The 23,399-nt window shown below is 59.7% G+C and carries 19 protein-coding genes; 9 read left to right on the top strand and 10 right to left on the bottom strand.

All coding sequences use genetic code 11. The features are described from left to right. Positions 1-109 precede the first annotated feature (109 nt). Both J2Y39_RS25320 and J2Y39_RS25315 read left to right on the top strand, forming a co-directional pair. Entirely contained in the window at positions 110-1,291 is a 1,182-nt protein-coding gene (locus tag J2Y39_RS25320) for an MFS transporter (protein ID WP_310220306.1), read from the top strand. 159 nt (positions 1,292-1,450) lie between these two features. Next, a complete protein-coding gene (locus J2Y39_RS25315) occupies positions 1,451-1,714 on the top strand; it encodes a hypothetical protein (protein WP_056782908.1) in 264 nt (87 codons plus the stop codon). Positions 1,715-1,921: 207 nt separating this feature from the next. Here the strand turns inward: J2Y39_RS25315 and J2Y39_RS25310 are convergent, their stop codons facing one another. The 8 genes from J2Y39_RS25310 to J2Y39_RS25275 all read right to left on the bottom strand — a co-directional run bounded on the left by J2Y39_RS25310 (position 1,922) and on the right by J2Y39_RS25275 (position 12,713). Beyond that, a complete protein-coding gene (locus J2Y39_RS25310) occupies positions 1,922-2,902 on the bottom strand; it encodes a peptide ABC transporter ATP-binding protein (protein WP_095180366.1) in 981 nt (326 codons plus the stop codon). Next, a complete protein-coding gene (locus J2Y39_RS25305) occupies positions 2,902-3,870 on the bottom strand; it encodes an ABC transporter ATP-binding protein (protein ID WP_016771722.1) in 969 nt (322 codons plus the stop codon). Before J2Y39_RS25305 ends, J2Y39_RS25310 begins: the two co-directional genes overlap by 1 nt. Positions 3,871-3,880: 10 nt before the next feature. Next, positions 3,881-4,807, bottom strand: a complete 927-nt coding sequence (locus tag J2Y39_RS25300) for an ABC transporter permease subunit (protein ID WP_016771721.1) — start codon at positions 4,805-4,807, stop codon at positions 3,881-3,883. An 11-nt stretch (positions 4,808-4,818) separates the two neighbouring features. Further along, on the bottom strand, positions 4,819-5,829 hold the full coding sequence (locus J2Y39_RS25295) for an ABC transporter permease subunit (RefSeq protein ID WP_016771720.1): 1,011 nt from the start codon (positions 5,827-5,829) through the stop codon (positions 4,819-4,821). 73 nt (positions 5,830-5,902) lie between these two features. Then, positions 5,903-7,498 (bottom strand): ABC transporter substrate-binding protein, encoded by a 1,596-nt coding sequence (locus J2Y39_RS25290; protein ID WP_024011590.1) that lies wholly within the window; start codon positions 7,496-7,498, stop codon positions 5,903-5,905. A 77-nt stretch (positions 7,499-7,575) separates the two neighbouring features. Continuing rightward, positions 7,576-9,012: an OprD family porin gene (locus J2Y39_RS25285; RefSeq protein WP_056782911.1), complete on the bottom strand. Its 1,437-nt coding sequence runs from the start codon at positions 9,010-9,012 to the stop codon at positions 7,576-7,578. A 176-nt stretch (positions 9,013-9,188) separates the two neighbouring features. Continuing rightward, entirely contained in the window at positions 9,189-10,787 is a 1,599-nt protein-coding gene (locus tag J2Y39_RS25280; RefSeq protein ID WP_122707559.1) for an ABC transporter substrate-binding protein, read from the bottom strand. 300 nt (positions 10,788-11,087) lie between these two features. Then, a complete protein-coding gene (locus tag J2Y39_RS25275; RefSeq protein ID WP_016771716.1) occupies positions 11,088-12,713 on the bottom strand; it encodes an ABC transporter substrate-binding protein in 1,626 nt (541 codons plus the stop codon). 1,274 nt (positions 12,714-13,987) lie between these two features. Between J2Y39_RS25275 and J2Y39_RS25270 the strand changes: the two genes are divergently transcribed. Beyond that, positions 13,988-14,350 (top strand): DUF6124 family protein, encoded by a 363-nt coding sequence (locus J2Y39_RS25270; protein ID WP_150742780.1) that lies wholly within the window; start codon positions 13,988-13,990, stop codon positions 14,348-14,350. A gap of 169 nt (positions 14,351-14,519) precedes the next feature. Here J2Y39_RS25270 and J2Y39_RS25265 read toward each other — a convergent pair whose 3' ends face one another. Continuing rightward, a complete protein-coding gene (locus J2Y39_RS25265) occupies positions 14,520-15,236 on the bottom strand; it encodes an SIMPL domain-containing protein (protein WP_016771714.1) in 717 nt (238 codons plus the stop codon). A gap of 409 nt (positions 15,237-15,645) precedes the next feature. Between J2Y39_RS25265 and J2Y39_RS25260 the strand changes: the two genes are divergently transcribed. The 4 genes from J2Y39_RS25260 to J2Y39_RS25245 all read left to right on the top strand — a co-directional run bounded on the left by J2Y39_RS25260 (position 15,646) and on the right by J2Y39_RS25245 (position 20,221). Further along, positions 15,646-16,908 (top strand): ATP-binding protein, encoded by a 1,263-nt coding sequence (locus J2Y39_RS25260; protein WP_016771713.1) that lies wholly within the window; start codon positions 15,646-15,648, stop codon positions 16,906-16,908. Beyond that, positions 16,901-17,461 (top strand): response regulator transcription factor, encoded by a 561-nt coding sequence (locus tag J2Y39_RS25255; RefSeq protein WP_003221630.1) that lies wholly within the window; start codon positions 16,901-16,903, stop codon positions 17,459-17,461. The genes J2Y39_RS25260 and J2Y39_RS25255 overlap by 8 nt, the downstream gene beginning before the upstream one ends. Positions 17,462-17,557: 96 nt before the next feature. Next, complete coding sequence (locus J2Y39_RS25250; protein ID WP_236169670.1) at positions 17,558-19,285, top strand: ABC transporter ATP-binding protein/permease; 1,728 nt, start codon at positions 17,558-17,560, stop codon at positions 19,283-19,285. Positions 19,286-19,471: 186 nt separating this feature from the next. Then, the gene (locus tag J2Y39_RS25245; protein WP_177327011.1) at positions 19,472-20,221 is read left to right on the top strand and encodes a FadR/GntR family transcriptional regulator; all 750 of its coding nucleotides are present in this window, start codon (positions 19,472-19,474) and stop codon (positions 20,219-20,221) included. Positions 20,222-20,224: 3 nt separating this feature from the next. Here the strand turns inward: J2Y39_RS25245 and J2Y39_RS25240 are convergent, their stop codons facing one another. Next, complete coding sequence (locus J2Y39_RS25240) at positions 20,225-20,605, bottom strand: hypothetical protein (RefSeq protein WP_056782919.1); 381 nt, start codon at positions 20,603-20,605, stop codon at positions 20,225-20,227. A 298-nt stretch (positions 20,606-20,903) separates the two neighbouring features. On the opposite strand from J2Y39_RS25240, the gene kdgD reads away from it, so the two are divergent. Further along, positions 20,904-21,815, top strand: a complete 912-nt coding sequence (gene kdgD / locus J2Y39_RS25235; protein WP_039759443.1) for a 5-dehydro-4-deoxyglucarate dehydratase — start codon at positions 20,904-20,906, stop codon at positions 21,813-21,815. A 71-nt stretch (positions 21,816-21,886) separates the two neighbouring features. Further along, positions 21,887-23,332 carry an aldehyde dehydrogenase family protein gene (locus J2Y39_RS25230; protein WP_024011600.1) on the top strand — a complete coding sequence of 482 codons (1,446 nt, stop codon included), beginning with the start codon at positions 21,887-21,889 and terminating at the stop codon, positions 23,330-23,332. Positions 23,333-23,399 lie beyond the last annotated feature (67 nt).

The raw sequence follows: 23,399 nt of genomic DNA, 5'->3' as shown, positions 1-23,399 counted from the left end.
CTCTACGTCGTAGCCATACTCTGCTTTTACTTCCGCTGACCTCACCCCCACGACATTCCAATCCAAGCCGTCTACTGTTCATCAAACCCTCGCGCCCATCGGACGTTACATGCTCAAAGGACTGACCCAACTCCTGCGCCCCAACGGCTATTTCACCCCCATGGCCTGGGTCCTCGCGGCTCTATTGTTCATCAACCGCCTCAGCGCCATGGTCAAACTCTTCATGGCGCTGTACTTGCGTCAGGAACTGGGGCTGGCGATTGAAACCGTCGGCTGGTTGCTGTCGGCCTATGGCGCTGGGTTGCTGGTCGGTTCGATGCTCGGGGGCTTGCTCAGTGATCATGTGCGCACGGCGCGGCTGACGGCGGCGCTGTTTTTCGTTTCGGTGTGGGTGCTGATGCTGTTGGGGCTGGTGAAGCAGGTGCCTTGGCTCGCCGGTTTGCTATTGCTTAGCGGTGTCATCGATGGGGCGATTCGGACGTTGCATCAGCGGCTGATCATGGAGTATTGCGAAGTCGCGCAACGCTCGCGTGCGCAGGCCCTTAGTCGGGTCGCGCGTAATCTGGGCATGGCCGCTGCCGGGGTGGCGGGTGGGGTGTTGGCGCAGGCGGATTTTCGTTGGGTGTTTTTTGCCAGTGCAGCGATGACGATGCTGGCGTTGCTGTGGTTCGTGCGCACAACGTGGCGGCGGCCGGTGCTGGTGGTTGGAGACGAATCCGCCGATGGCTCGAGCGTGCCGCTTCGCGACAAGCCGTTCCTCTGGCTGCTGGCGGCGACGGCCGTGCTCGGCATTGCGTTCGACACGGTCTACAGCACGCTGGGCAATTATCTGCGTGATTACTACCACCTGAGCACAGAGGCGATCGGCTGGCAGTTCGGGCTCAATGCGCTGTTGGTGATCGCTTTACAAATCCCGCTGTCGCACTCGGTCGAACGCTGGGGCTCGCGTTGGCAGATGCTCGTTGGCAGTGTCCTGTTGGCCTGTGGGCTGGGCATGTTGCCGTTCGGTTCCGGCTTGGCTTTTGTCTGTCTGTCGACGCTGATCTGGACGCTGGGCGAGGCGCTGTTCATGCCGCCACTGAATGTGCTGGCGATGCACTTTGCGCAGAGCGGCAAGAGCGGTCAGTACTTCGGGCTGTTCTTCATGAGCTGGAGTGCCAGCGCGCTGTTGTCGCCGGTGCTCAGCGGTCAGCTGTATGGCCAGTTTGGCGGGCACAGTGTCTGGTTGATGAGCGCGCTGCTGGTGCTGATCTCCATTCCACTGACCTGGCAGGCCACGCGCGGCGCTTAGCTGATTCGGTTATCGGGGTTATTCGAAAGCAATCTGGCGGTCGATGGCATTTCTGCCTGCGCGGTCGCGTCCTAAGTGGTGAGCCGGTCGGATCGCAACTAGATTTCACACGGAGCCAGTCCGGCAAGCATGTCTTAGCGCAACAGGATGGAGTCGGCCATGAAAAGCAGATTGCTACGGGTTTTGATGTTGTTGAAAGTGATGGTGATGCTATCCCTCGGCACCGCAACGGCGTGGGCCGAGTGCGAGGATCACGAATCTCAGGCGTTCAATGGGCAGGTCGGGCATAGCGGGCTGATGCTGGCCAAATCCGAGTCGGAGCCGGGAGATATGAATCAGGGTGGCAGCGCCGAAGATGATGACTCGACGACCGACGAGCCGGACACCGATGATCCGGGTGACGAAGGCGATAGCCAGACATAGATCGCCGGCCAAAGAAAAACCCCTTCTGCCTCGACTGATGCGCAATGGAGGTGGAAGGGGTTTTGTTATCGCGTGAACTCTTGAATCAACACGAATTCCCTGTGGGAGCGAGCCTGCTCGCGAAAGCGGTTAATCAGTCACCGATGATGTTGACCGAAATGACGCCTTCGCGAGCAGGCTCGCTCCCACATGAGATATTTCGTGGGCCTACGCCGCGCCGTCGAGAAACTGCTCGGCGTAGTGGCAGGCCACCTGCCGATTATCCAGCTCACGCAACAGCGGTTCTTCCGTGGTGCAACGCTCGGTCGCGTACGGGCAGCGCTTGTGGAAAGCGCAGCCCGGTGGCGGGTTCAGCGGGTTGGGCAGTTCGCCGACGATCTTGATTTTCGGCTTGTTCGGGTCCGGGTGAATCGTCGGGGTCGCCGACAGCAGCGCTTGGGTATACGGGTGCAGCGGGCGCTCGTAGATGTCGTTCTTCGGACCCAATTCCACCGGGCGGCCGAGGTACATCACCATCACGTCATCGGCCACGTGCTGCACCACCGCGAGGTTGTGCGAGATGAACACGTAGGCGGTGTTGAACTCCTGCTGCAAATCCATGAACAGGTTCAGCACCTGGGCCTGAATCGATACGTCCAGCGCCGAAGTCGGTTCGTCCGCGACCAGCACTTTCGGTTGCAGCATCATTGCCCGCGCCAGAGCGATACGCTGGCGCTGACCGCCGGAGAACATGTGCGGATAGCGCTGGTAATGCTCGGGCCGCAAGCCGACCTGCTTCATCATCGCCTGGACTTTCTCGCGACGTTCGCTGGCCGACAGCTTGGTGTTGATCAGCAACGGCTCGGCCAATTGATCACCGATTTTCTGCCGTGGGTTCAACGACGCATACGGGCTCTGAAACACCATCTGCACGTCTTTGCGCAGTTGCTTGCGCTCGGCCTTGTCGGCGCCGGCGACTTCCTGGCCGGCGATCTGCAGCGAACCCGACGACGGCTCTTCGATCAGCGTCAGGGCGCGGGCGAGGGTGGATTTGCCGCAGCCCGACTCACCCACTACGGCGAGGGTCTTGCCGGCTTCCAGTTCGAACGACACGCCGTTGAGCGCGCGCACGGTGGCGTGGCCCTTGAACAGGCCACGGGAGACTTCGTAGTGACGGGTCAGGTCGCGGGCGGTAAGTACGACGGCCATTACGCCACCTCCTGGTTCAGCGGGTAGAAGCAGCGGGCGAGGCTGTTGGCTTTCGGATCAAGGCCCGGACGCTGGGTGCGGCAGTTGTCCTGCACATACGGGCAGCGCGGCGACAGCAGGCAACCCTGCGGTCGGTCGTAACGGCCCGGGACGATGCCCGGCAAGGTCGACAGGCGTGAGGCGCCGAGGCTGTGCTCGGGAATCGCCTTGAGCAGTGCTTCGCTGTACGGGTGTGCCGGGATGTCGAACAGCTGCGGCACCTGGCCGACTTCCACCGCTTGGCCGGCGTACATCACGCAGACGCGCTGGGCAGTTTCCGCCACGACCGCGAGGTCGTGAGTGATCAGCACCAGGCCCATGTTCTGCTCTTTCTGCAACGCCAGCAGCAGATCCATGATCTGCGCCTGAATCGTTACGTCCAGCGCCGTGGTCGGTTCGTCGGCGATCAACAGTTTCGGCTCGCCGGCAATCGCCATGGCGATCGCGACGCGCTGGCTCATACCGCCAGACAGTTGATGCGGATAGGCGTCCATGCGGCTGGCGGCGCCGGGGATCTCGACTTTTTCCAGCAGTTCGATGGCACGCTTGCGCGCTTGCTTGCCGGACATTTTCAGGTGCAGGCGTAGCACTTCCTCGATCTGGAAACCGACGGTGTAGCTCGGGTTCAGTGCGGTCATCGGGTCCTGGAAGACCATCGACAGATCTTTGCCGACGATCTGCCGACGCTGACGGTTGCTCAGCTTGAGCATGTCCTTGCCGTCGAAGCTGAGCGAGTCAGCGGTGACGATGCCGGGATGCTCGATCAGGCCCATCAGCGCCATCATGGTCACGGATTTACCCGAACCCGACTCGCCAACGATGGCCAATACTTCGCCTTTGTCGACTTTCAGGTCGAGGCCGTCGACCACCGGGGTCGCGGTCTTGTCGCCGAAGCGGACGTTGAGATTCTTGATTTCTAGCAGTGACATTTGAATCTCCTCAGGCGGCGTTCTTGAGTTTCGGGTCCAGCGCATCGCGCAGGCCGTCGCCCATCAAGTTGATTGCCAGCACGCTGAGCAAAATGGTCAGACCAGGCAGGCTCACCACCCACCAGGCGCGTTCGATGTAGTCGCGGGCCGAGGCCAGCATGGTGCCCCACTCAGGGGTTGGCGGTTGTACGCCGAGGCCGAGGAAGCCCAGTGCGGCGGCATCGAGAATCGCCGAGGAGAAGCTCAGGGTTGCCTGCACGATCAGCGGCGCCATGCAGTTGGGCAGCACGGTGATGAACATCAGGCGCGGCAGACCGGCACCGGCCAGACGCGCGGCGGTGACGTAGTCGCGGTTCAGTTCGCCCATGACGGCGGCACGGGTCAGACGCACGTAGGACGGCAGGGAAACCACGGCAATCGCGATCACGGTGTTGATCAGGCCAGGGCCGAGGATGGCGACAATCGCCACGGCCAGCAGCAGCGACGGCAGGGCCAGCATGATGTCCATCAGACGCATGATGGTCGGGCCGACCACTTTCGGGAAGAAACCGGCAAACAGACCCAGCAGGATCCCCGGAATCAGCGACATCACCACCGACGACAAGCCGATCAGCAGCGACAGGCGCGAACCCTGGATCAGACGCGACAGCAGGTCACGGCCGAGTTCATCGGTGCCGAGCAGGAACTGCATCTGCCCGCCTTCGAGCCACGCCGGTGGCGTCAGCAGGAAGTCACGGTATTGCTCGCTCGGATTATGCGGCGCGACCCACGGCGCGAAAATCGCGCAGAAGATGATCAGCAGCATGAACAGCAGGCCGGCAACGGCGCCCTTGTTCTTCGAGAACGCTTGCCAGAATTCTTTGTACGGCGACGGGTACAGCAGGCTTTGATCCACGGCGGACGTGGCGGTGGCTACTGAGGATGTTGGAGTGCTCATGGGTATTGACCTCAGCGCTGATGACGGATGCGTGGGTTGGCAAAGCCGTAGAGGATGTCCACTACGAAGTTGACCAGAATCACCAGGCAGGCGATTAACAGGATGCCGTTTTGCACCACCGGATAGTCCCGGGCGCCGATGGCTTCGATCAGCCATTTACCGATGCCGGGCCAGGAGAAGATGGTTTCGGTCAGGACCGCACCGGCCAGCAAAGTACCGACTTGCAGACCTACAACCGTCAGCACCGGAATCAGCGCATTGCGCAGACCGTGCACGAACACCACGCGCGACGGCGACAGGCCTTTGGCCTTGGCGGTGCGGATGTAGTCTTCGCGCAGCACTTCGAGCATCGACGAACGGGTCATCCGCGCGATTACCGCCAGCGGAATGGTACCGAGCACGATGGCCGGCAGGATCAGGTGGTGCAGGGCGTCGAAGAACGCGCCGACGTCATCGGCCAGCAGCGTGTCGATCAGCATGAAGCCGGTTTTCGGCTCGATGTCATACAGCAGGTCGATGCGCCCGGACACCGGGGTCCAGCCCAGGCTCACCGAGAAGAACATGATCAGGATCAGGCCCCACCAGAAGATCGGCATCGAATAGCCCGCGAGGGAGATGCCCATCACCCCGTGGTCGAACAGCGATCCTCGTTTGAGTGCCGCGATCACCCCGGCCAGAAGCCCGAGGATGCCAGCGAACAGCAGGGCGGCCATGGACAGTTCCAGGGTCGCCGGGAAAAGAGAGGTGAACTCGGTCCACACACTTTCACGGGTACGCAACGACTCACCGAGATCGCCCTGAGCCAGTTTGCCGATGTAGTCCAGATACTGGGCATACAGCGGCTTGTTCAGCCCCAGGCGTTCCATTGCCTGAGCGTGCATTTCGGGGTCGACCCGACGTTCGCCCATCATCACTTCCACGGGGTCGCCCGGAATCATGCGAATCAACGCGAAAGTCAGCAAGGTGATGCCGAAAAACGTGGGGATCAACAACCCCAGTCGGCGGGCAATAAAACTAAACATCTTGTGTGGTACCTCATCAGCCGGTTAGGCGTGTCCGGCGTCCCTCAGGTAAGGGACGCCGGGCGTTTCTTATCTACTTCACCTGGGTGGTGGCGAAGTTATTAGTGGTGAGAGGGCTGATGTGGTAGCCCTCTACATTGTTGCGCATTGCAGTGAACATCCGAGTATGGGCCATGCTGATCCATGGCTGGTCCTGATTAAACAGCACTTGAGCCTGTTCGTAGAGCGCGGCGCGTTCGGCCGGATCTACTTTAGCCCGCGCTTCATCCAGCAGTGCCTGGAATTTCTCGTTGCACCAGCGTGCGTAGTTTTCGCCGTTCTTGGCGGCCTCGCAACTGAGCATAGGCGTCAGGAAGTTATCCGGGTCGCCGTTGTCGCCCGCCCATCCGGCCGAGACCATGTCGTGCTCGCCGGCCTTGGCGCGCTTGAGCATTTCGCCCCATTCCATCACGCGGATGTCGATCTTGATCCCGACTTTCGCCAGGTCAGCCTGCATCATCTGCGCACCGAGCATCGGGTTGGGGTTGGTCGGACCGCCGCCGTTGCGGGTGAACAGGGTGAAGGTGGTGCCTTCCGGAACCCCGGCTTCCTTGAGCAGCGCGCGCGCCTTGTCGAGGTCGCGTGGCGGGTTTTTCAGATCATGGTTGTAGCCGAGCAGGGTCGGCGGGTAAGGGTTGACCGCCACCGACGCGTTACCCTTGCCGAACAGCGCGTTGACGTAGGCTTCCTTGTCGAACGCGATGTCGATGGCTTTGCGCACGCGTACGTCGCTCATGTACTTGTGCTGGGTGTTCATGGCGATGTACGAAACGGTCATCGCGTCCAGCTCGTCGACTTTCAGCTTGCTGTCTTTCTTGATGCTCGGGATGTCATCCGGTTTCGGATACAGCGCGACCTGGCACTCGTTGGCCTTGAGCTTTTGCAGGCGCACGTTGTTGTCGGTGGCGATCGCCAGGATCAACGCGTCGGCCGGTGGCTTGCCACGGAAATAATCCGGGTTGGCCTTGAAGCGCACCTGCGCATCCTTGGCGTAGCGCTGGAAGATAAACGGGCCGGTGCCGATCGGCTTGTTGTTAAGATCGCCGGTCTTGTTGGCCTTGAGCAACTGGTCGGCGTACTCGGCCGGGTAGATCGACGAGAAGGCCATGGCGATGTCGGCCAGGAACGGCGCTTCGCGACGGGTCAGGGTGAACTTGACCGTGTTGTCGTCGACTTTTTCTACGCTTTTGAGCAGTTCCTTGAAGCCCATGCTTTCAAAGTACGGGAAGCCTACGCTCGACAGTTTGTGCCACGGGTGATTCGGGTCCAGCTGACGCTGGAAGCTCCAGACCACGTCGTCGGCATTCATGTCGCGGGTCGGCTTGAAATATTCGGTGGTGTGAAACTTGACGCCTTTGCGCAGGTGGAAGGTGTAGGTCAGGCCGTCTTCGCTGATGTCCCAAGACTCGGCGAGCGCCGGGATCACCTCGGTGGTGCCGGGTTTGAAATCGGCCAGGCGGTTGAAGATGGTTTCGGCCACAGCGTCCGCCGTGACTGCAGTTGTGTACTGGACCATATCGAAGCCTTCCGGGCTGGCTTCGGTGCAGACCACCAAGGGTTTGGCCGAGGCGCCGACAGCGACACTCAGCAACGCAGCCGCGATGGCCGCACGTAGGGGAAGCATTTTCATCGATAACCCTCTGCAATCGGTTGAAGACAGAAAACCGAACGGCCGACTCATCATGAGTCAGCCGTCGGTTGGCGTTTTTACAGAATGTTGAACGGGATGGTGGTTACGAGACGGAACTCGTTGATGCTGCCGTCCGATTGGAACTCGCTCGCACGGTGGGCTGTGTAGGTGCCGCGAATCGTGGTGGCTTTCAGAGGACCGCTTTGTACCGCATAGGTCGCACCGATGCCGTATTCATAGTGGTGCTCGCCATCCTGTTCCTGGATGCCGTCGTAGCCTTTGCCTTCAACGCCTTTGTTGCCGTTGTAGTGCGTGCCATCGATTCCCCAGCCGCGAGCTTGATAGATGTTGAATTTCAGGCCCGGCACACCGTACTCGGCCATATTGATGGCGTATGAAACCTGGAAGGATTTCTCGTTCGGGCCGTTGAAGTCCGACAGCAGGGAGTTGGCTAGGTAGATACCGTTAGTCTCGTGCAGGTAATCGAAGTACTCGTTACCGTTTACTTGCTGGTAGGAGAAGGTCAGGTTATGCGCTTGGTGGGTCAGTCCGAACGACAGCGAGTAGGTGTCGTTGTCGATGTCGCCCAGCAGCTTCTTACCTTCGTCGACGGTTTTGTAGTAGTTGAAACCGGTAGTCAGGGCGAGGACGCTGCTGTCACCCAGTTCATGGGTGGCGCCGAAGTAGTACTGGTTCCACAGATCTTCAACTTGCGTGCCCCATAGACTGGTTTTCAGACTTTCGAGCGGCTGATAGCTGATACCGGCGGTGTTGACCTTGTCGGATTCGACACGGCCGTTGGCATACTCGGCGCGGAATTTCTGCAGGCTTTGTTCCGATCGTGGCGAGACGCGATCAAAAGTGGCCAAGTCGAAGGACAGATTGTTCAACTCTTCACTGTGCAGGGAGACACCCTCGAAGCTCGAAGGCAGTGCACGGTTGCCGATCACGTCGACCTGCGGGCTGCTGAAGCTCATACGACCGGCAGTCAGAGTGGTGTTGGAAACGCGCGCCTTGATGTTGGCAAGGCCTACCTTGCTCCACTGATCTACGGCTTCACCGTTATTCTTGTGCGTCAGGGTGCGGTTGTTACCCGATCCCACGCCCGTCTTTGGGGCGCCGCCATTTCCGGAAGCCAGATTTTCACGATCACGTTCAAGCGCAATTGCATTATATGCCGCAACTTCGGTGCTGATACCTACAGTGCCCTCGGTGAAACCCGAGTTGTACTTGACGATGGTCCCTTGCACCCAGTTGATCCGACGGTCAGTTTCGGCCGGAGAACCATTTTTTTTATAGGAGAATTTGCCGCCGCGCTTCAGTTGCTCGTTGGCGTACCAGTTACGTGTCGTACCGGTGATCGACTGTCCTTCGACGAACCCAGTGGCCTCAGCCTGGGCGCTTTTGGTGTTGACGGTCACCGGGGTGAACGCCTGGCTCTGGGTTTCCGCATAAGCCGTGGCGGTGATGCTGCTGATGGCCAGAGCCAGTATCGCGGTGCTGCTCAGTTTCATGGGTGAAGCTCCTTTACTTTCTTTTTATCCCGGCTTTTTTTGGTATGCCGGTTATTGGTTTAGAACTCGTTCACACATCGCAAACGTTTGCAAAAAGCCGGATTGGCGAATTTAGGCAAAGCGCTTGCGTGAGGGGAGTAGACGGCTCCCCTCAGCATTGCGGCTAATCGGTTGGGTTAATCGATACTGACACCCGAGAACACGTTGCGGCCGAACGGGCTGACTTTGAATCCTTCGACCCGGGTGCTTAACGGCTGGTTGACCGTCGAGTGGGCGACAGGCGTGATCGGCACTTGCTGTTTAAGCAATTGCTGGGCCTGTTTATAAAGCACGGTGCGCTGGTCGCGGTCGGTGACGACCTTGGCCTGTTTGATCAGCTTGTCGTAAGCCGGATCGCACCACATGGAGTAGTTGTTGCCGCCGATGGCGTCACAGCTGTACAGCGTGCCCAGCCAGTTGTCCGGATCCCCGTTGTCACCGGTCCAGCCAATCAGGCTGACGTCGTGCTCGCCGTTCTTGGTGCGCTTGATGTACTCGCCCCATTCGTAACTGACGATCTTCACTTTCAGACCGATCTTGGCCCAGTCGGACTGGAGCATTTCGGCCATCAGTTTGGCGTTCGGGTTGTACGGACGCTGCACCGGCATTGCCCACAGGGTGATCTCGGTGCCTTCTTTCACGCCGGCAGCCTTGAGCAGTTCCTTGGCTTTTTCCGGGTTGTAGGCGGCGTCCTTGATCGTGTCATCGTAGGACCACTGGGTCGGCGGCATGGCGTTGACGGCCAGTTGGCCGGCGCCTTGATAAACAGCGTTGAGAATTCCCTGTTTATTCACCGCCATGTCCAGTGCCTGACGCACTTCGAGTTGATCGAACGGCTTGTGGCGCACGTTGTAGGCGATGTAGCCGAGGTTGAAGCCCGGCTTGGAAATCAGTTGCAATTTCGGGTCGGCCTTCAGCGCTTCAACATCGGCGGGGCGCGGGTGCAGGGTGATCTGGCACTCGTTGGCCTTGAGCTTCTGCACACGTACCGAGGCGTCGGTGTTGATCGCGAAAATCAGGTTCTTCAGCTTGACCCGGCTCGGATCCCAGTACTGCGGGTTACCGGTGTAACGGATGTTCGAGTCTTTCTGGTAGCTCTTGAACACGAACGGCCCGGTGCCGATCGGCTTCTGGTTGATGTCGCTCGGCTTGCCGTCGGCCAGCAGTTTGTCGGCGTATTCGGCAGACAGAATGGCGGCGAAGCTCATGGCGATGTTCTGGATGAACGCGGCGTCAACACTGTTGAGCGTGAACTCCACGGTCAGCGGCCCGGTCTTCTCGACCTTGGCGATGTTCTTGTTCAGGCTCATCCCGTTGAAGTACGGAAACTCGGTGGGATAGGCCTTGCGGAACGGCTGTTGCGCATCGAGCATGCGATTGAACGTGAACAGCACGTCGTCGGCGTTGAAATCGCGGCTCGGCTTGAAGTAAGGGGTTGTGTGAAATTTCACGCCTTCACGCAGGTGAAAGGTGTATTTCAGGCCATCTTCGGAAATGTCCCACTTGGTTGCCAGACCGGGTACGACATTGGTCGCGCCTTTTTCGAACTCCACCAGGCGGTTGTACAGCGGCTCGGCGGCGTCGTTGTCGGTGGCCGTCGTGTATTGCGCGGTATCGAAACCCGCCGGGCTGCCTTCCGAGCAAAACACCAGGCTGTCGCTGGCGGCGTAGCTTGCAGACGTGGCGGCCAACAGGCCGGCGCCCAACAGTGCGGAAAAAATCAAGGTATGGCGCATGACGCTCCCTCTTTTTAGTGTTGTGCAATGCGTCAGGGTCCCTATCCCGGGACTTTCTGGTCGCATTGAGCTCAATCCAATACGTACGGCAAAACCGGTGGCCCACGCAGACACTGGTCAGTACGCGACGGTAGGCACCGTGCCTCTGGCAGTAAATACGTAATTGCCTTAATGCTCGTAGGAAAAGTCGACGCGCCTATACCGAAGCAATCATCTGCGGCGGATTTGGGTGTAGGCCTTTTCCTTTTTTCCCGGTAGATAAAGCAACGGCGACGTCAGAAACGCCGCCGTTGCAATGTCTTACTTGCTGACGCTGACGCCGTAGAAGGAATTCAGGCCAAATGGGCTGATCTTGAAATCCTGCACGTTGGCGCGCATGGGTTGATACACCGTCGAGTGAGCGATAGGTGTCATTGGAACTGCATCTTTGAGGACGTGTTGCGCCTGTTTGTACAGCTCGGTGCGCTTGCCCTGGTCGGTAGTGCGTTTGGCTTCTTTCACCAGGCCGTCGAACTTCTTGTCGCACCACTTGGAGAAGTTGTTGCCGCTCAGCGAGTCGCAGCCGAACAGAACGTTGAGCCAGTTGTCCGGATCACCATTGTCACCGCTCCAGCCAATGATCATGGCCTGGTTCTCGCCACCTTTGGAACGCTTGATGTACTCGCCCCACTCGTAGCTGGTGATCTTCACTTTCAAGCCGATCTTGGCCCAGTCGGACTGGAGCATTTCAGCCATCAGTTTGGCGTTCGGGTTGTACGGACGCTGCACCGGCATCGCCCACAGGACGATCTCGGTACCTTCCTTGACGCCGGCTTCCTTGAGCAGCTGTTTGGCTTTCTCAGGGTCGTACTTGGCATCCTTGATCGTGGTGTCGTAGGACCACTGGGTCGGTGGCATGGCGTTGACCGCCAGTTGGCCGGCGCCCTGGTAAACCGAATCGATGATCTGCGGCTTGTTCACGGCCATGTCCAGCGCCTGGCGCACACGCAGGTCAGCCAGTGGGTTGGCCTCGTTGCTGCCCTTGACCTTGTCCATCACGTTGTAAGCGATGTAGCCCAGGTTGAAGCCAGCCTGATCCGGCATCTTCAGGGACTTGTCTTCTTTCAGCGCTTTCAGATCGGCCGGACGCGGGAACAGGGTGACCTGGCACTCGTTCTTTTTCAGCTTCTGGATACGCACCGACGGGTCGGTGGTGATGGCGAAGATCAGGTTGTCGATCTTCACGTCTTCAGGTTTCCAGTAATCCTTGTTGCCGGTGTAACGGATGTTCGAGTCTTTCTGGTAGCTCTTGAACACGAACGGGCCGGTGCCGATCGGCTTCTGGTTGATGTCGGCGGCTTTGCCATCCTTGAGCAGTTGGGCCGCGTATTCGGCGGACTGCACGGACGCGAAGCTCATGGCCATGTTCTGGATGAACGCGGCGTCGACTTCTTTCAGGGTGAACTTGACGGTGTGGTCGTCGACTTTATCGATCTTGGTGATGTTGGTATCCATCCCCATGTCGGTGAAGTACGGGAATTCGGTCGGGTACGCCTTACGGAACGGGTCATCCTTGTTAATCATGCGATTGAAGGTGAACAGCACGTCGTCGGCGTTGAACTCACGAGTCGGCTTGAAATACGGGGTGGTGTGGAACTTGACGCCTTCACGCAGGTGGAAGGTGTAGGTCAGGCCATCGTCGGAAATGTCCCACTTGGTCGCCAGGCCAGGAATCACGGCGGTGCCGCCGCGCTCGAACTGGGTCAGGCGGTTGAACATGGTTTCGGCTGAGGCGTCGAAGTCGGTTCCGGTGGTGTACTGGCCTGGATCAAAACCGGCCGGGCTCCCTTCGGAGCAGAACACCAGGTTAGTCGCAGCGGTGGCGAAAGGTGCGGAGGCTAACAAGCCTGCGCCGACTAGAAACGGAATGACCGCGTGTTTAAGCATGTTGGCCTCATGATTTGTTGTCATTTTTTAGTTGTGAGGTACGACCTCGTGAGTCGTGCCTGCGGATACTTATGCAGGCCCCATACCCAATGCAAGATCCAGAGCAGTCGGCGGCGTTAAACGGTGGCACGAACGTACCTTAATGTCGCATCCGTATAACTTTTGACGCATTTGACCGTTTGCGGGTGGTTTTTGCGGTGCATTCGGGGCACTGAAATGGTGCGCTGCAGGTGTCGGGTGCGCTTGGGTGGGGCTTGGTGTTACTTATTTATACCCTTGGGGATGGGCGGGGTTGAGGGGTTTTCGGGGTGGGCTTTGGTGGGGTGGATTGGGGCAGGGATTGGGGAGTTTTACTTGGTGCAACTGGGTGTTTCGATTGGTGGCACCTTGGCGGCCTTTGGGCCGACCAGGGTGTTGGTTGGTTTAGGTGAATATCCGTTTTTTGCGGTGTGGCGGCTGGCGGTTTCGCCCTTACGGCGAGTCACCTTTTTCAAACGCCAAAAAGGTAACCCAAAACGCTAGCTCCTGCGTTCGGCCCTCGCAGGCTCGGGTTCCTTCGCTCCGGGACTGATCCGGGCGCAGCGGCTCCGGTTTGCTTCGCTGCACCTCCTTCCGCTGTGTCTGGCTGCGCCAGACGGTCGCTGCGCTCCCACGCCCGGATCAATCCCTCCACTCAGCCTTCGGACGTCGCCGGTGGATCAAGATCAAGAGCAGGCGAGCTGACACTCGGCCTATTGAGTGGTGAAGAGCGGGTGTTCGGCGTTATTTTTGTTGTGGATTTGCCCCTCACCCCAGCCCTCTCCCCGAGGAGAGGGGGCTGATTTGTGTGCTTTTCAAATCCTGAGTTCAACTCGGAGTTTCACGTTGGCGTATCTCCCCCAAACACCTCGGTCAGTCCCCTCTCCCTCTGGGAGAGGGTTAGGGTGAGGGTTTGCTTTTTGGCTGTTTAAATCCGCTGCGAAACAGCCAGAACCTTCCCACAAGGTTTTCAGGTTGTCCGTCGGACGTGCGCTCTCTAGGCTTGGGGCGTCGCTGGTTGTTCAGCGATCGGGTGTGAGAACCCGGAAAATTAGTGATTCAGTGCGCATGTCCGCATAATTGCCGCCAGCTCTTCAGTTGTCTGCAATAACGATATGGCGACTGTGTGCGGGCAGACTTCGGTCTGGCCGGTTTTCCTATTTTTCCGGTTTCTCACCCCGCACATAGTTGCCACCCACTTCGCCGCGTGAGAAACGGCAGGTGATGGCGTTCATTTAGCAAAGTAGGGCTATTTAATGACCAAACCAGTCCCCGACCCACCCGAAGAAACCTCAACCCCCCTTGAAGCCGCGCTGCGTGCCGACGATTTCGCGAAGAACCGCGAAGCCATCAAGCGTGCCCTCGATTTCTATCTCTGCCCGCCACCCGGCAAACCCCATCCACCCAGCACGATGTTTTTGATCCGGCCCGACATCGACACCGAAAGCCTGCTGGCTCACGCCTGTGAGTCCCTTGCTTCAGCCAATACGCTGGCCAGCGATTTCGCCGATCAGCTTGGTAGGCCGCAGCGCAATACGGCGCTGGCGATTCAGCAGATCATCATGCTGGCGGAGTTGGCGGTGAATCGGGCGCTGGATCGGGTTGATCCGCACGCTTGAGATCGCGTCATCGTTCTTCGCGAGCAGGCTCGCTCCCACATGGAAATGCGTTCAACCTGTGGGAGCGAGCCTGCTCGCGATAGCGGTGGATCCTTCACTACAAAACCCGGACACAAAAAAACCGGCAACCATTTGCTGATTGCCGGTCCTTCATTCAGCCAAGCTCAAATCACTGCATCAACACTTCAATCGAGCCATCGGCGGTCATGCTGACCTGACTGGTGCCGGCTTCGACTTCCGGGGTGACTGGTGCGGAATCCATGGCTGCGGCTTTCATCATCATCGGCGCGCGCAGGTACGGTTGTGGATAACCGTTGCTGTTGAGGTTCAGGTTGACGATTTTGTAGCCCTTGCCGCCCAGTGCATCGGTGGCCAGTTGGGCGCGGGTCTTGAAGGCGGTGACGGCTTCTTTGAGCAACTGGTCTTCGCTGGCCTTGCGGGTCGGGTCGGCGATGGCGAAGTCCATGCCGCCCATTTTCAGGTCGGTCAGCAACTCGCCGGTGAGTTTGGACAGAGCGGCGAAGTCGGTGCTTTCCAGGCGCAGTTCGGCGCGTTCGCGCCAGCCGGTGATCTTCTGGCCTTTGGTGTCGTAGATCGGATAGCTGTTGCGGCTGCCCGTGCGCAGGGTGATGTCTTTGACTTGTTTGGCCTGGGCGGTGGCCTTGTTCATGGTGGTGCTGATGGCGGCGGCGAGTTTGGCCGGGTCGGTGTTCTGCTCTTCGGTGTAGAGCGTCACGATCATCTGGTCGCGGGCCACTTCCTGGCTGACTTCGGCGCGCAGGGAAATCTGGTTGTAGTGCAGCTCATCGGCGGCCAGCGCCGGAAGGCTGGCGACGCTGCCGACGGTCAGGGCGAGGAGGGCGGCGCTGCGGCGAAATGTGTGCATGAAGGCTCCTTGAATGAGGCGCAGGTGATGGGTCGCGGCCTGCGTGAACCATCAGACTCTAACTTCTATGATCCGGTTCGCCCAGTTACAACTTCTATACAGATACCTGCGCGCAGTGGGGAGTGCTTCTGTGGCGAGGGGATTTATCCCCGATCGGCTGCGCAGCAGGCGCAAATCCGGCTGATACGGTATTTCTGGTTAAATGAGGTCGCATGATTTGGGGCGGCTCCGCCACCCAGCGGGGATAAATCCCCTCGCCACAATGATCTCCAATAGCCTTCGGAATTTTCTTCAACTCAGATGAATTCTTCATCGTCGCCATGTGGTCGTTTGCCGCACTTTCGCCTCTGAACCCCGCGCCTTGGTTATACTCCGTGCGATCCGCCTGGAGCGCTCATCAGGAGAGCTCATGCTCGCCCCCGTACAACTGACTTCCGCCACTCGCCAGAACCTCTGGCGGCTGACTTTCATCCGCACACTTGTGCTCGCCGCGCAGGCCGGGTCCGTGGGTCTGGCCTACTGGCTGCAATTGCTGCCGTTGCCGTGGGTGCAATTGGCGATGACCCTGGGCTGTTCGATTCTGCTCTGCGTGTTCACTGCCGTGCGCCTGCGCACATCGTGGCCGGTGACCGAGCTCGAATACGCGCTGCAACTGGCCTGCGATCTGGTGATTCACAGTGCGCTGCTGTATTTCTCCGGCGGTTCGACCAACCCCTTCGTTTCCTATTATCTGGTGCCGCTGACCATCGCGGCGGTGACCTTGCCGTGGCGTTATTCGGTGATTCTGTCCGGTATCGCGCTGGCGCTGTACACGCTGATGCTGACGCGTTTCTATCCGCTGGAAACCCTGCCGGTCGCCCGTGAGAATCTGCAGATCTACGGCATGTGGCTGAGCTTTGCCCTGGCTGCTGCGGTCATCACGTTCTTCGCCGCGCGTATGGCTGAAGAGCTGCGCCGGCAGGAAGAATTGCGCGCGATCCGCCGGGAGGAAGGGCTGCGTGATCAGCAGCTGCTCGCCGTTGCGACCCAGGCCGCCGGTGCGGCGCATGAATTGGGCACACCGCTGGCGACCATGAGCGTGTTGCTCAAGGAAATGCAGCAGGATCACCCCGATGCACTGCTGCAGGACGATCTGAAAGTGCTGCAGGATCAGGTCAAGCTGTGCAAGGAAACCTTGCAGCAACTGGTCCGTGCCGCCGAGGCCAATCGGCGTCTGGCGGTGGAGATGCAGGACGTTACCGACTGGCTCGACGAAGCGCTGAACCGCTGGCACCTGATGCGCCCGGAAGCCAGTTATCGCTTCCAGCGTCTCGGTCAGGGGGCGGTGCCGCGCATGGCGCCGCCGCCGGATCTGACCCAGGCATTGCTGAATCTGCTCAACAATGCAGCCGACGCCTGCCCGGAAAATCTCCAGGTGACCCTCGACTGGGACGCAGAGACTTTGACGATCAGCATTCGCGACCACGGCGCCGGTGTGCCGCTGGCCATCGCCGAGCAGATCGGCAAGCCGTTTTTTACCACCAAGGGCAAAGGTTTCGGCCTGGGCCTGTTTTTGAGCAAGGCCAGCGTGACACGCGCCGGCGGCTCAGTGAAACTCTATAGTCATGAGGAAGGCGGCACGCTCACCGAGCTGCGCCTGCCCCACGGCGCCCGAGGAGACCAACATGAGTGACGAAATCCAAGTCGAAGGCGAAGAACTGCCGCATCTGCTGCTGGTCGACGACGACGCGACCTTCACCCGCGTCATGGCCCGCGCCATGGCCCGTCGCGGCTTTCGCGTCAGCACTGCCGGTTCCGCTGAAGAAGGCCTGACCATCGCCCAGGCCGATCTGCCTGATTACGCCGCGCTGGACCTGAAAATGGACGGCGACTCCGGTCTGGTCCTGCTGCCCAAGCTGCTGGAACTCGATCCGGAAATGCGCGTGGTGATCCTCACCGGTTATTCGAGCATTGCCACGGCAGTCGAGGCGATCAAGCGTGGCGCCTGCAACTACCTGTGCAAACCCGCCGATGCCGACGACGTGCTGGCCGCGCTGCTGTCCGAGCATGCCGACCTCGACAGTCTGGTGCCGGAAAACCCGATGTCGGTCGATCGTCTGCAATGGGAGCACATCCAGCGCGTGCTCACCGAGCACGAAGGCAATATTTCCGCCACGGCCCGCGCGCTGGGCATGCACCGCCGCACCTTGCAGCGCAAACTGCAGAAGCGCCCGGTGCGTCGCTGAACCTGCGCTGAACGACTATCGCCAGCCCTCGCGATAAAACGCGCCGATCATCTATGATCGGCGCGTGTCCGTTCTTTTTACTATCGAGCCTTATCCATGAATCAGAACGCTGAATATTCCGCGGTCAACGATGCTGTGCGCGGGCAGTTTTTTCGCAAGGTCTGGGCGATGACCACGCCTTACTGGCGCAGCGAAGAGAAGGGCAAGGCCTGGACGTTGCTGATTGCCGTAATTGCGCTGACGCTGTTCAGCGTAGCGATCTCGGTGTGGATCAACAGTTGGTACAAGGATTTCTACAACGCTTTGCAGAGAAAGGATGAAGCCGCGTTCTGGCAGTTGATCCTGTATTTCTGCGGCATCGCGACGGTGGCGATTCTCGGTGCGGTGTATCGGTTGTATCTGACTCAGATGCTGACGATCCGCTGGCGGGCGTGGCTGACCGAAAAACACTTCAAGCGCTGGCTGGACCACAAGAATTACTACCAGCTGGAGCAGGGCGGGTACACCGATAACCCCGACCAGCGGATTTCCGAAGACCTCAACACTTACACCGCCAACACCCTGAGCCTGGGCCTCGGGCTGCTGCGCACGATTGTCAGTCTGGTGTCGTTCTCGATCATTTTGTGGGGCGTGTCGGGCAGTATTGAAGTGTTCGGCATCGAGATTCCCGGCTACATGTTCTGGTGCGCGCTGCTGTACGCAGCGGTCGGCAGTTGGTTGACGCATTTGATCGGTCGCCGTCTGATCGGTCTGAACAACAAGCAACAACGCTTCGAAGCAGACCTGCGTTTTTCCATGGTGCGCGTGCGTGAGAATGCGGAAAGCATCGCCTTGTACAACGGCGAACCCAATGAAAACCGCCGCTTGAGTAATCGCTTCGGACTGGTCTGGCACAATTTCTGGGACATCATGCGCGTGTCCAAGCGCCTGACGTTCTTCACCTCCGGCTACGGGCAGATCGCAATCATTTTCCCGTTTGTCGTCGCCGCACCGCGCTATCTGTCCGGCAAGATCGAACTGGGCGAGCTGATGCAAATCAACTCGGCGTTCGGCAACGTGCAGGAGAATTTCAGCTGGTTCATCACCGCCTACTCGGATCTCGCCGCGTGGCGCGCCACCTGTGATCGTTTGCTGAGTTTCCGTCAGGCCATGAGCGACAACGAACAACGCACCCCGGCCATCGACGTGCAGAACCAGGGCAGTGAGTTGCAGGTTCACAACCTCGGCCTGGATCTGGCCGATGGTCGTCACCTGCTGACCGACGCCGACATGACCGTTGAACCGGGTGAGCGCGTGATGCTCAGCGGCCGTTCCGGCAGCGGCAAGTCGACACTGCTGAGAGCGATGGGGCATTTGTGGCCGGCGGGGCACGGCAATATTCGTTTGCCGGCGGCGCGTTATCTGTTCCTGCCGCAGAAGCCTTATCTGCCGATCGGCACATTGCGTGAAGCGTTGAGTTATCCACAACCGGGCGACACCTACGCGCCAGAACGTTATGCACAGGTGCTGGAAACCTGTCGTCTGCCACATTTGATTGGGCGGCTGGATGAAGCCAATCACTGGCAGCGCATGCTTTCACCGGGCGAGCAACAACGCCTGGCCTTCGCCCGCGCGCTTCTCTACGCACCGCAATGGCTGTACATGGACGAGGCTACATCGGCGATGGATGAAGAGGACGAGGCGACCTTGTATCAGGCGTTGATCGATGAGATTCCGGGGCTGAGCATTGTCAGCGTCGGTCACCGAAGCAGTTTGAAACGATTCCATCCACGGCACGTGCGGATCGACAGCGGTCGTCTGGTCGAACAGGCCATAACTGTCTGAACACCCACCTGTGGGAGCGAGCCTGCTCGCGAAGGGGTCATATCGGTCGACGAATCTGTCGTCTGAACCACCGCTTTCGCGAGCAGGCTCGCTCCCACAGTGGGGCAATGTGATCTGCCCGGTGATCGTACAACCCGCTTGAGCTATGATGGCGCCAAGCCGAACTTTCGAGACAAGATGCAGACCATGGAAAAGCTGATCGACACCCCGCGCCTCCCCCGCAAGCGCCGCAGCCTCGCCCAGGAATTGGTGACGGTGTTGAGCGAGCAGATCCGTGATGGCCTGCTCAAGCGTGGCGACAAATTGCCCACCGAGTCGGCGATCATGGAAGCCCATGGCGTCAGCCGCACCGTGGTCCGCGAGGCAATTTCCCGTCTGCAGGCCGCCGGCCAGGTAGAAACCCGCCATGGCATCGGCACCTTTGTTCTCGATACGCCGAGCCCGAGCGGTTTCCGCATCGATCCGGCCACCGTTGTCACCCTGCGTGACGTGCTGGCGATTCTCGAATTGCGCATCAGCCTCGAAGTCGAATCCGCCGGCCTTGCCGCGCAACGCCGCAGCCCCGAACAACTGGCAACCATGCGCGCCGCCCTCGACGCCTTGAACGAAAGCGCCTCGCACGCCAGCGATGCGGTGTCGTCAGACTTCGCTTTCCATCTGGAAATCGCCCTGTCCACCGGCAACCGCTACTTCACCGACATCATGACGCACCTGGGCACCAGCATCATTCCACGTACGCGGCTGAACTCGGCGCGGCTGGCCCACGATGATCAACAGCACTACATGAGCCGCCTGAGCCGCGAGCACGAGGAAATCTACGACGCGATTGCCCGTCAGGACTCCGATGCCGCGCGTGCGGCGATGCGTCTGCACCTGACCAATAGCCGTGAAAGACTGCGCCAGGCTCATGAAGAGGCGCAGGCGCAGCGAAGCTGAGTCTTACGCCTCTATGCGCATTCGCAGCGGCAGCGAATACGGCTCCATGCTCGACTCGTCACGAAATTTGTAGCGCAGCTCCACCTCGCGGTTCAGGTACGGTTGCAATGCCTCTTTCGGCAGCTGCACCTCGATGTCGAGCAGCTTTTCCATTTCATCCTCGGCGTCGTCCCAGGCGCCAGTGTCCACCTCATCACCTTCCCATTCGGGTTCCTCGGCATCGCTGCCGAGGACCGCGTAGACGCTCCAGTTTGCTGCGAAATCGCTGGAATCCGGGACCTGCACGGTGAGGATGTCCGGCAATTGCGAGAGCTGAAGCGTCACGCAATCGTCTTGCGCAGGGGCGACGTGGGTGAGGGTGGGGGCGGCAAAATGCATCGACATAGCGGCTTCCTTTGAGTGGTCCGCCACGATCCTTCGTGGCAGTCGACGTACTTTACGAGCCGCAGGTCGCCTCAGAATTAAACGAATCCAGACCAGATATTTCAGCCTTCGAAAGCGTCAAGCACGAGCCTTGTAGCCATTTCATAAAGCGCAAAAGCCAATCTTGTCCGACAAAAAAGCCCTGCCAACGATGAAATGCAGTTGACGGTTATTTTTTAAGTTGTACGATGACCTACAACTTCGGCGAAGGCTGAATGGTCCACTCACAATAAAACGTTGCTACCAGGGTGTTCGAATAATGAATCCACAAGAACTGAAGTCCATCCTCTCTGCCGGCCTGCTGTCTTTCCCGGTGACCGATTTCAACGCGCAGGGCGATTTCAACCGCGCGGGCTACATCAAACGCCTGGAATGGCTGGCTCCGTATGGCGCTTCGGCTCTGTTCGCCGCCGGTGGCACCGGTGAGTTCTTCTCCCTGGCCGCCAGCGAATACTCGGAAATCATCAAGACTGCCGTCGACACCTGCGCAACCAGCGTGCCAATCCTCGCCGGCGTTGGTGGTTCGACCCGCCAGGCCATCGAATACGCTCAGGAAGCCGAGCGTCTGGGCGCCAAAGGTCTGCTGCTGCTGCCGCACTACCTGACCGAAGCGAGCCAGGACGGTGTTGCCGCCCACGTTGAAGCCGTGTGCAAATCGGTGAAGATCGGCGTGGTCGTCTACAACCGCAACGTTTGCCGTCTCACCGCGCCGCTGCTGGAACGTCTGGCCGAGCGCTGCCCGAACCTGATCGGCTACAAGGATGGCCTGGGCGATATCGAGTTGATGGTGTCGATCCGTCGCCGCCTCGGTGATCGCTTCAGCTACCTGGGTGGTCTGCCGACCGCCGAAGTCTACGCCGCTGCCTACAAGGCGTTGGGCGTGCCGGTGTACTCCTCGGCGGTGTTCAACTTCATCCCGAAAACCGCGATGGACTTCTACCACGCGATCGCTCGCGAAGATCACGCCACCGTCGGCAAGATCATCGACGACTTCTTCCTGCCGTACCTGGACATCCGCAACCGCAAGGCCGGTTACGCGGTGAGTATCGTCAAGGCAGGTGCAAAAATCGCCGGCTATGACGCAGGTCCGGTGCGTGCGCCGCTGACCGACCTGACCGGCGAAGAGTACGAAATGCTCGCCGCGCTGATCGACAAGCAAGGCGCGCAATAAGCGAGAGAAGCGAGGCCGCTGAGCAATCAGCGGCTTTTTGCGTGAAGGCTTTTAGAGTTGAGGGCTGCCCTGTGACAACTGCAAAACGCTACGACAACTACATCAATGGCGAATGGGTCGCCGGTGCCGATTACTCGGCCAACATCAACCCGTCCGAACTCAGTGACACCATCGGCGATTACGCCAAGGCTGACCTGACCCAGGTCAACGCCGCCATCGACGCTGCCCGCGCTGCGTTCCCGGCGTACTCCACGTCGGGCATCCAGGCTCGTCACGATTCGCTGGATAAAGTCGGCACGGAAATTCTCGCCCGTCGCGAAGAGCTTGGCACCCTGCTGGCCCGTGAAGAAGGCAAGACCCTGCCGGAGGCGATCGGTGAAGTGACCCGCGCCGGCAACATTTTCAAGTTCTTCGCCGGTGAATGCCTGCGTCTGTCCGGTGACTACGTGCCGTCGGTACGCCCGGGCGTCAACGTCGAAGTCACTCGCGAAGCCCTGGGCGTGGTCGGTCTGATCACTCCGTGGAACTTCCCGATCGCCATCCCGGCGTGGAAAATTGCTCCGGCCCTGGCCTACGGCAACTGCGTCGTGCTCAAGCCTGCCGATCTGGTGCCGGGCTGCGCCTGGGCGCTGGCGGAAATCATCTCCCGCGCGGGCTTCCCGGCCGGTGTGTTCAACCTGGTAATGGGCAGCGGTCGCGTGGTTGGCGAGGCGTTGGTCAACAGCCCGAAAGTCGACGGCATCAGCTTCACCGGTTCGGTGGGCGTGGGTCGTCAGATCGCGGTCAACTGCGTTTCGCGCCAGGCCAAGGTGCAGCTGGAAATGGGCGGCAAGAACCCGCAGATCATTCTCGACGACGCCGACCTCAAGCAAGCGGTCGAGCTGTCGGTGCAGAGCGCGTTCTACTCCACCGGCCAGCGCTGCACAGCGTCGAGCCGTCTGATCGTCACCGCCGGCATTCACGACAAGTTCGTTGAAGCGATGGCCGAGCGCATGAAGTCGATCAAGGTCGGCCACGCGCTGAAGGCCGGCACCGACATCGGTCCGGTGGTCTCCCAGGCGCAGCTGGAACAGGACATGAAGTACATCGACATCGGCCAGTCCGAAGGTGCACGTCTGGTCAGCGGCGGCGGTGTGGTGACTTGCGACACCGAGGGCTACTTCCTCGCGCCAACGCTGTTCGCCGACAGCGAAGCGTCGATGCGCATCAGCCGCGAAGAGATCTTCGGCCCGGTGGCCAATATTGTTCGTGTGGCCGATTACGAAGCTGCGCTGGCAATGGCCAACGACACCGAATTCGGCTTGTCGGCCGGCATCGCCACCACCTCGCTGAAGTACGCCAACCACTTCAAGCGCCACTCCCAGGCCGGGATGGTGATGGTCAACCTGCCGACCGCCGGTGTGGATTACCACGTACCGTTCGGCGGGCGTAAAGGTTCGTCCTACGGCTCCCGTGAGCAGGGCCGCTATGCACAAGAGTTCTACACCGTGGTGAAAACCGCCTATATAGGCTCCTGATACACGCAATACCCCTGTAGGAGCTGCCGAAGGCTGCGATCTTTTGATCTTTTTTTTCAAGATCAAG

The organism is Pseudomonas sp. 2957, assembly GCF_031456345.1.
Lineage (GTDB): Bacteria > Pseudomonadota > Gammaproteobacteria > Pseudomonadales > Pseudomonadaceae > Aquipseudomonas > Aquipseudomonas siliginis.
This window is presented reverse-complemented; position numbering and strand designations above follow the sequence as displayed.

What these genes read in the sequence shown, in the direction of transcription:
- J2Y39_RS25320 (WP_310220306.1), top strand. Translation starts at nt 110, where the DNA reads ATGCTCAAAGGACTGACCCAACTCCTGCGCCCCAACGGCTATTTCACC.
- J2Y39_RS25315 (WP_056782908.1), top strand. Translation starts at nt 1,451, where the DNA reads ATGAAAAGCAGATTGCTACGGGTTTTGATGTTGTTGAAAGTGATGGTG.
- J2Y39_RS25310 (WP_095180366.1), bottom strand. Translation starts at nt 2,902, where the DNA reads ATGGCCGTCGTACTTACCGCCCGCGACCTGACCCGTCACTACGAAGTC.
- J2Y39_RS25305 (WP_016771722.1), bottom strand. Translation starts at nt 3,870, where the DNA reads ATGTCACTGCTAGAAATCAAGAATCTCAACGTCCGCTTCGGCGACAAG.
- J2Y39_RS25300 (WP_016771721.1), bottom strand. Translation starts at nt 4,807, where the DNA reads ATGAGCACTCCAACATCCTCAGTAGCCACCGCCACGTCCGCCGTGGAT.
- J2Y39_RS25295 (WP_016771720.1), bottom strand. Translation starts at nt 5,829, where the DNA reads ATGTTTAGTTTTATTGCCCGCCGACTGGGGTTGTTGATCCCCACGTTT.
- J2Y39_RS25290 (WP_024011590.1), bottom strand. Translation starts at nt 7,498, where the DNA reads ATGAAAATGCTTCCCCTACGTGCGGCCATCGCGGCTGCGTTGCTGAGT.
- J2Y39_RS25285 (WP_056782911.1), bottom strand. Translation starts at nt 9,012, where the DNA reads ATGAAACTGAGCAGCACCGCGATACTGGCTCTGGCCATCAGCAGCATC.
- J2Y39_RS25280 (WP_122707559.1), bottom strand. Translation starts at nt 10,787, where the DNA reads ATGCGCCATACCTTGATTTTTTCCGCACTGTTGGGCGCCGGCCTGTTG.
- J2Y39_RS25275 (WP_016771716.1), bottom strand. Translation starts at nt 12,713, where the DNA reads ATGCTTAAACACGCGGTCATTCCGTTTCTAGTCGGCGCAGGCTTGTTA.
- J2Y39_RS25270 (WP_150742780.1), top strand. Translation starts at nt 13,988, where the DNA reads ATGACCAAACCAGTCCCCGACCCACCCGAAGAAACCTCAACCCCCCTT.
- J2Y39_RS25265 (WP_016771714.1), bottom strand. Translation starts at nt 15,236, where the DNA reads ATGCACACATTTCGCCGCAGCGCCGCCCTCCTCGCCCTGACCGTCGGC.
- J2Y39_RS25260 (WP_016771713.1), top strand. Translation starts at nt 15,646, where the DNA reads ATGCTCGCCCCCGTACAACTGACTTCCGCCACTCGCCAGAACCTCTGG.
- J2Y39_RS25255 (WP_003221630.1), top strand. Translation starts at nt 16,901, where the DNA reads ATGAGTGACGAAATCCAAGTCGAAGGCGAAGAACTGCCGCATCTGCTG.
- J2Y39_RS25250 (WP_236169670.1), top strand. Translation starts at nt 17,558, where the DNA reads ATGAATCAGAACGCTGAATATTCCGCGGTCAACGATGCTGTGCGCGGG.
- J2Y39_RS25245 (WP_177327011.1), top strand. Translation starts at nt 19,472, where the DNA reads ATGGAAAAGCTGATCGACACCCCGCGCCTCCCCCGCAAGCGCCGCAGC.
- J2Y39_RS25240 (WP_056782919.1), bottom strand. Translation starts at nt 20,605, where the DNA reads ATGTCGATGCATTTTGCCGCCCCCACCCTCACCCACGTCGCCCCTGCG.
- kdgD (WP_039759443.1), top strand. Translation starts at nt 20,904, where the DNA reads ATGAATCCACAAGAACTGAAGTCCATCCTCTCTGCCGGCCTGCTGTCT.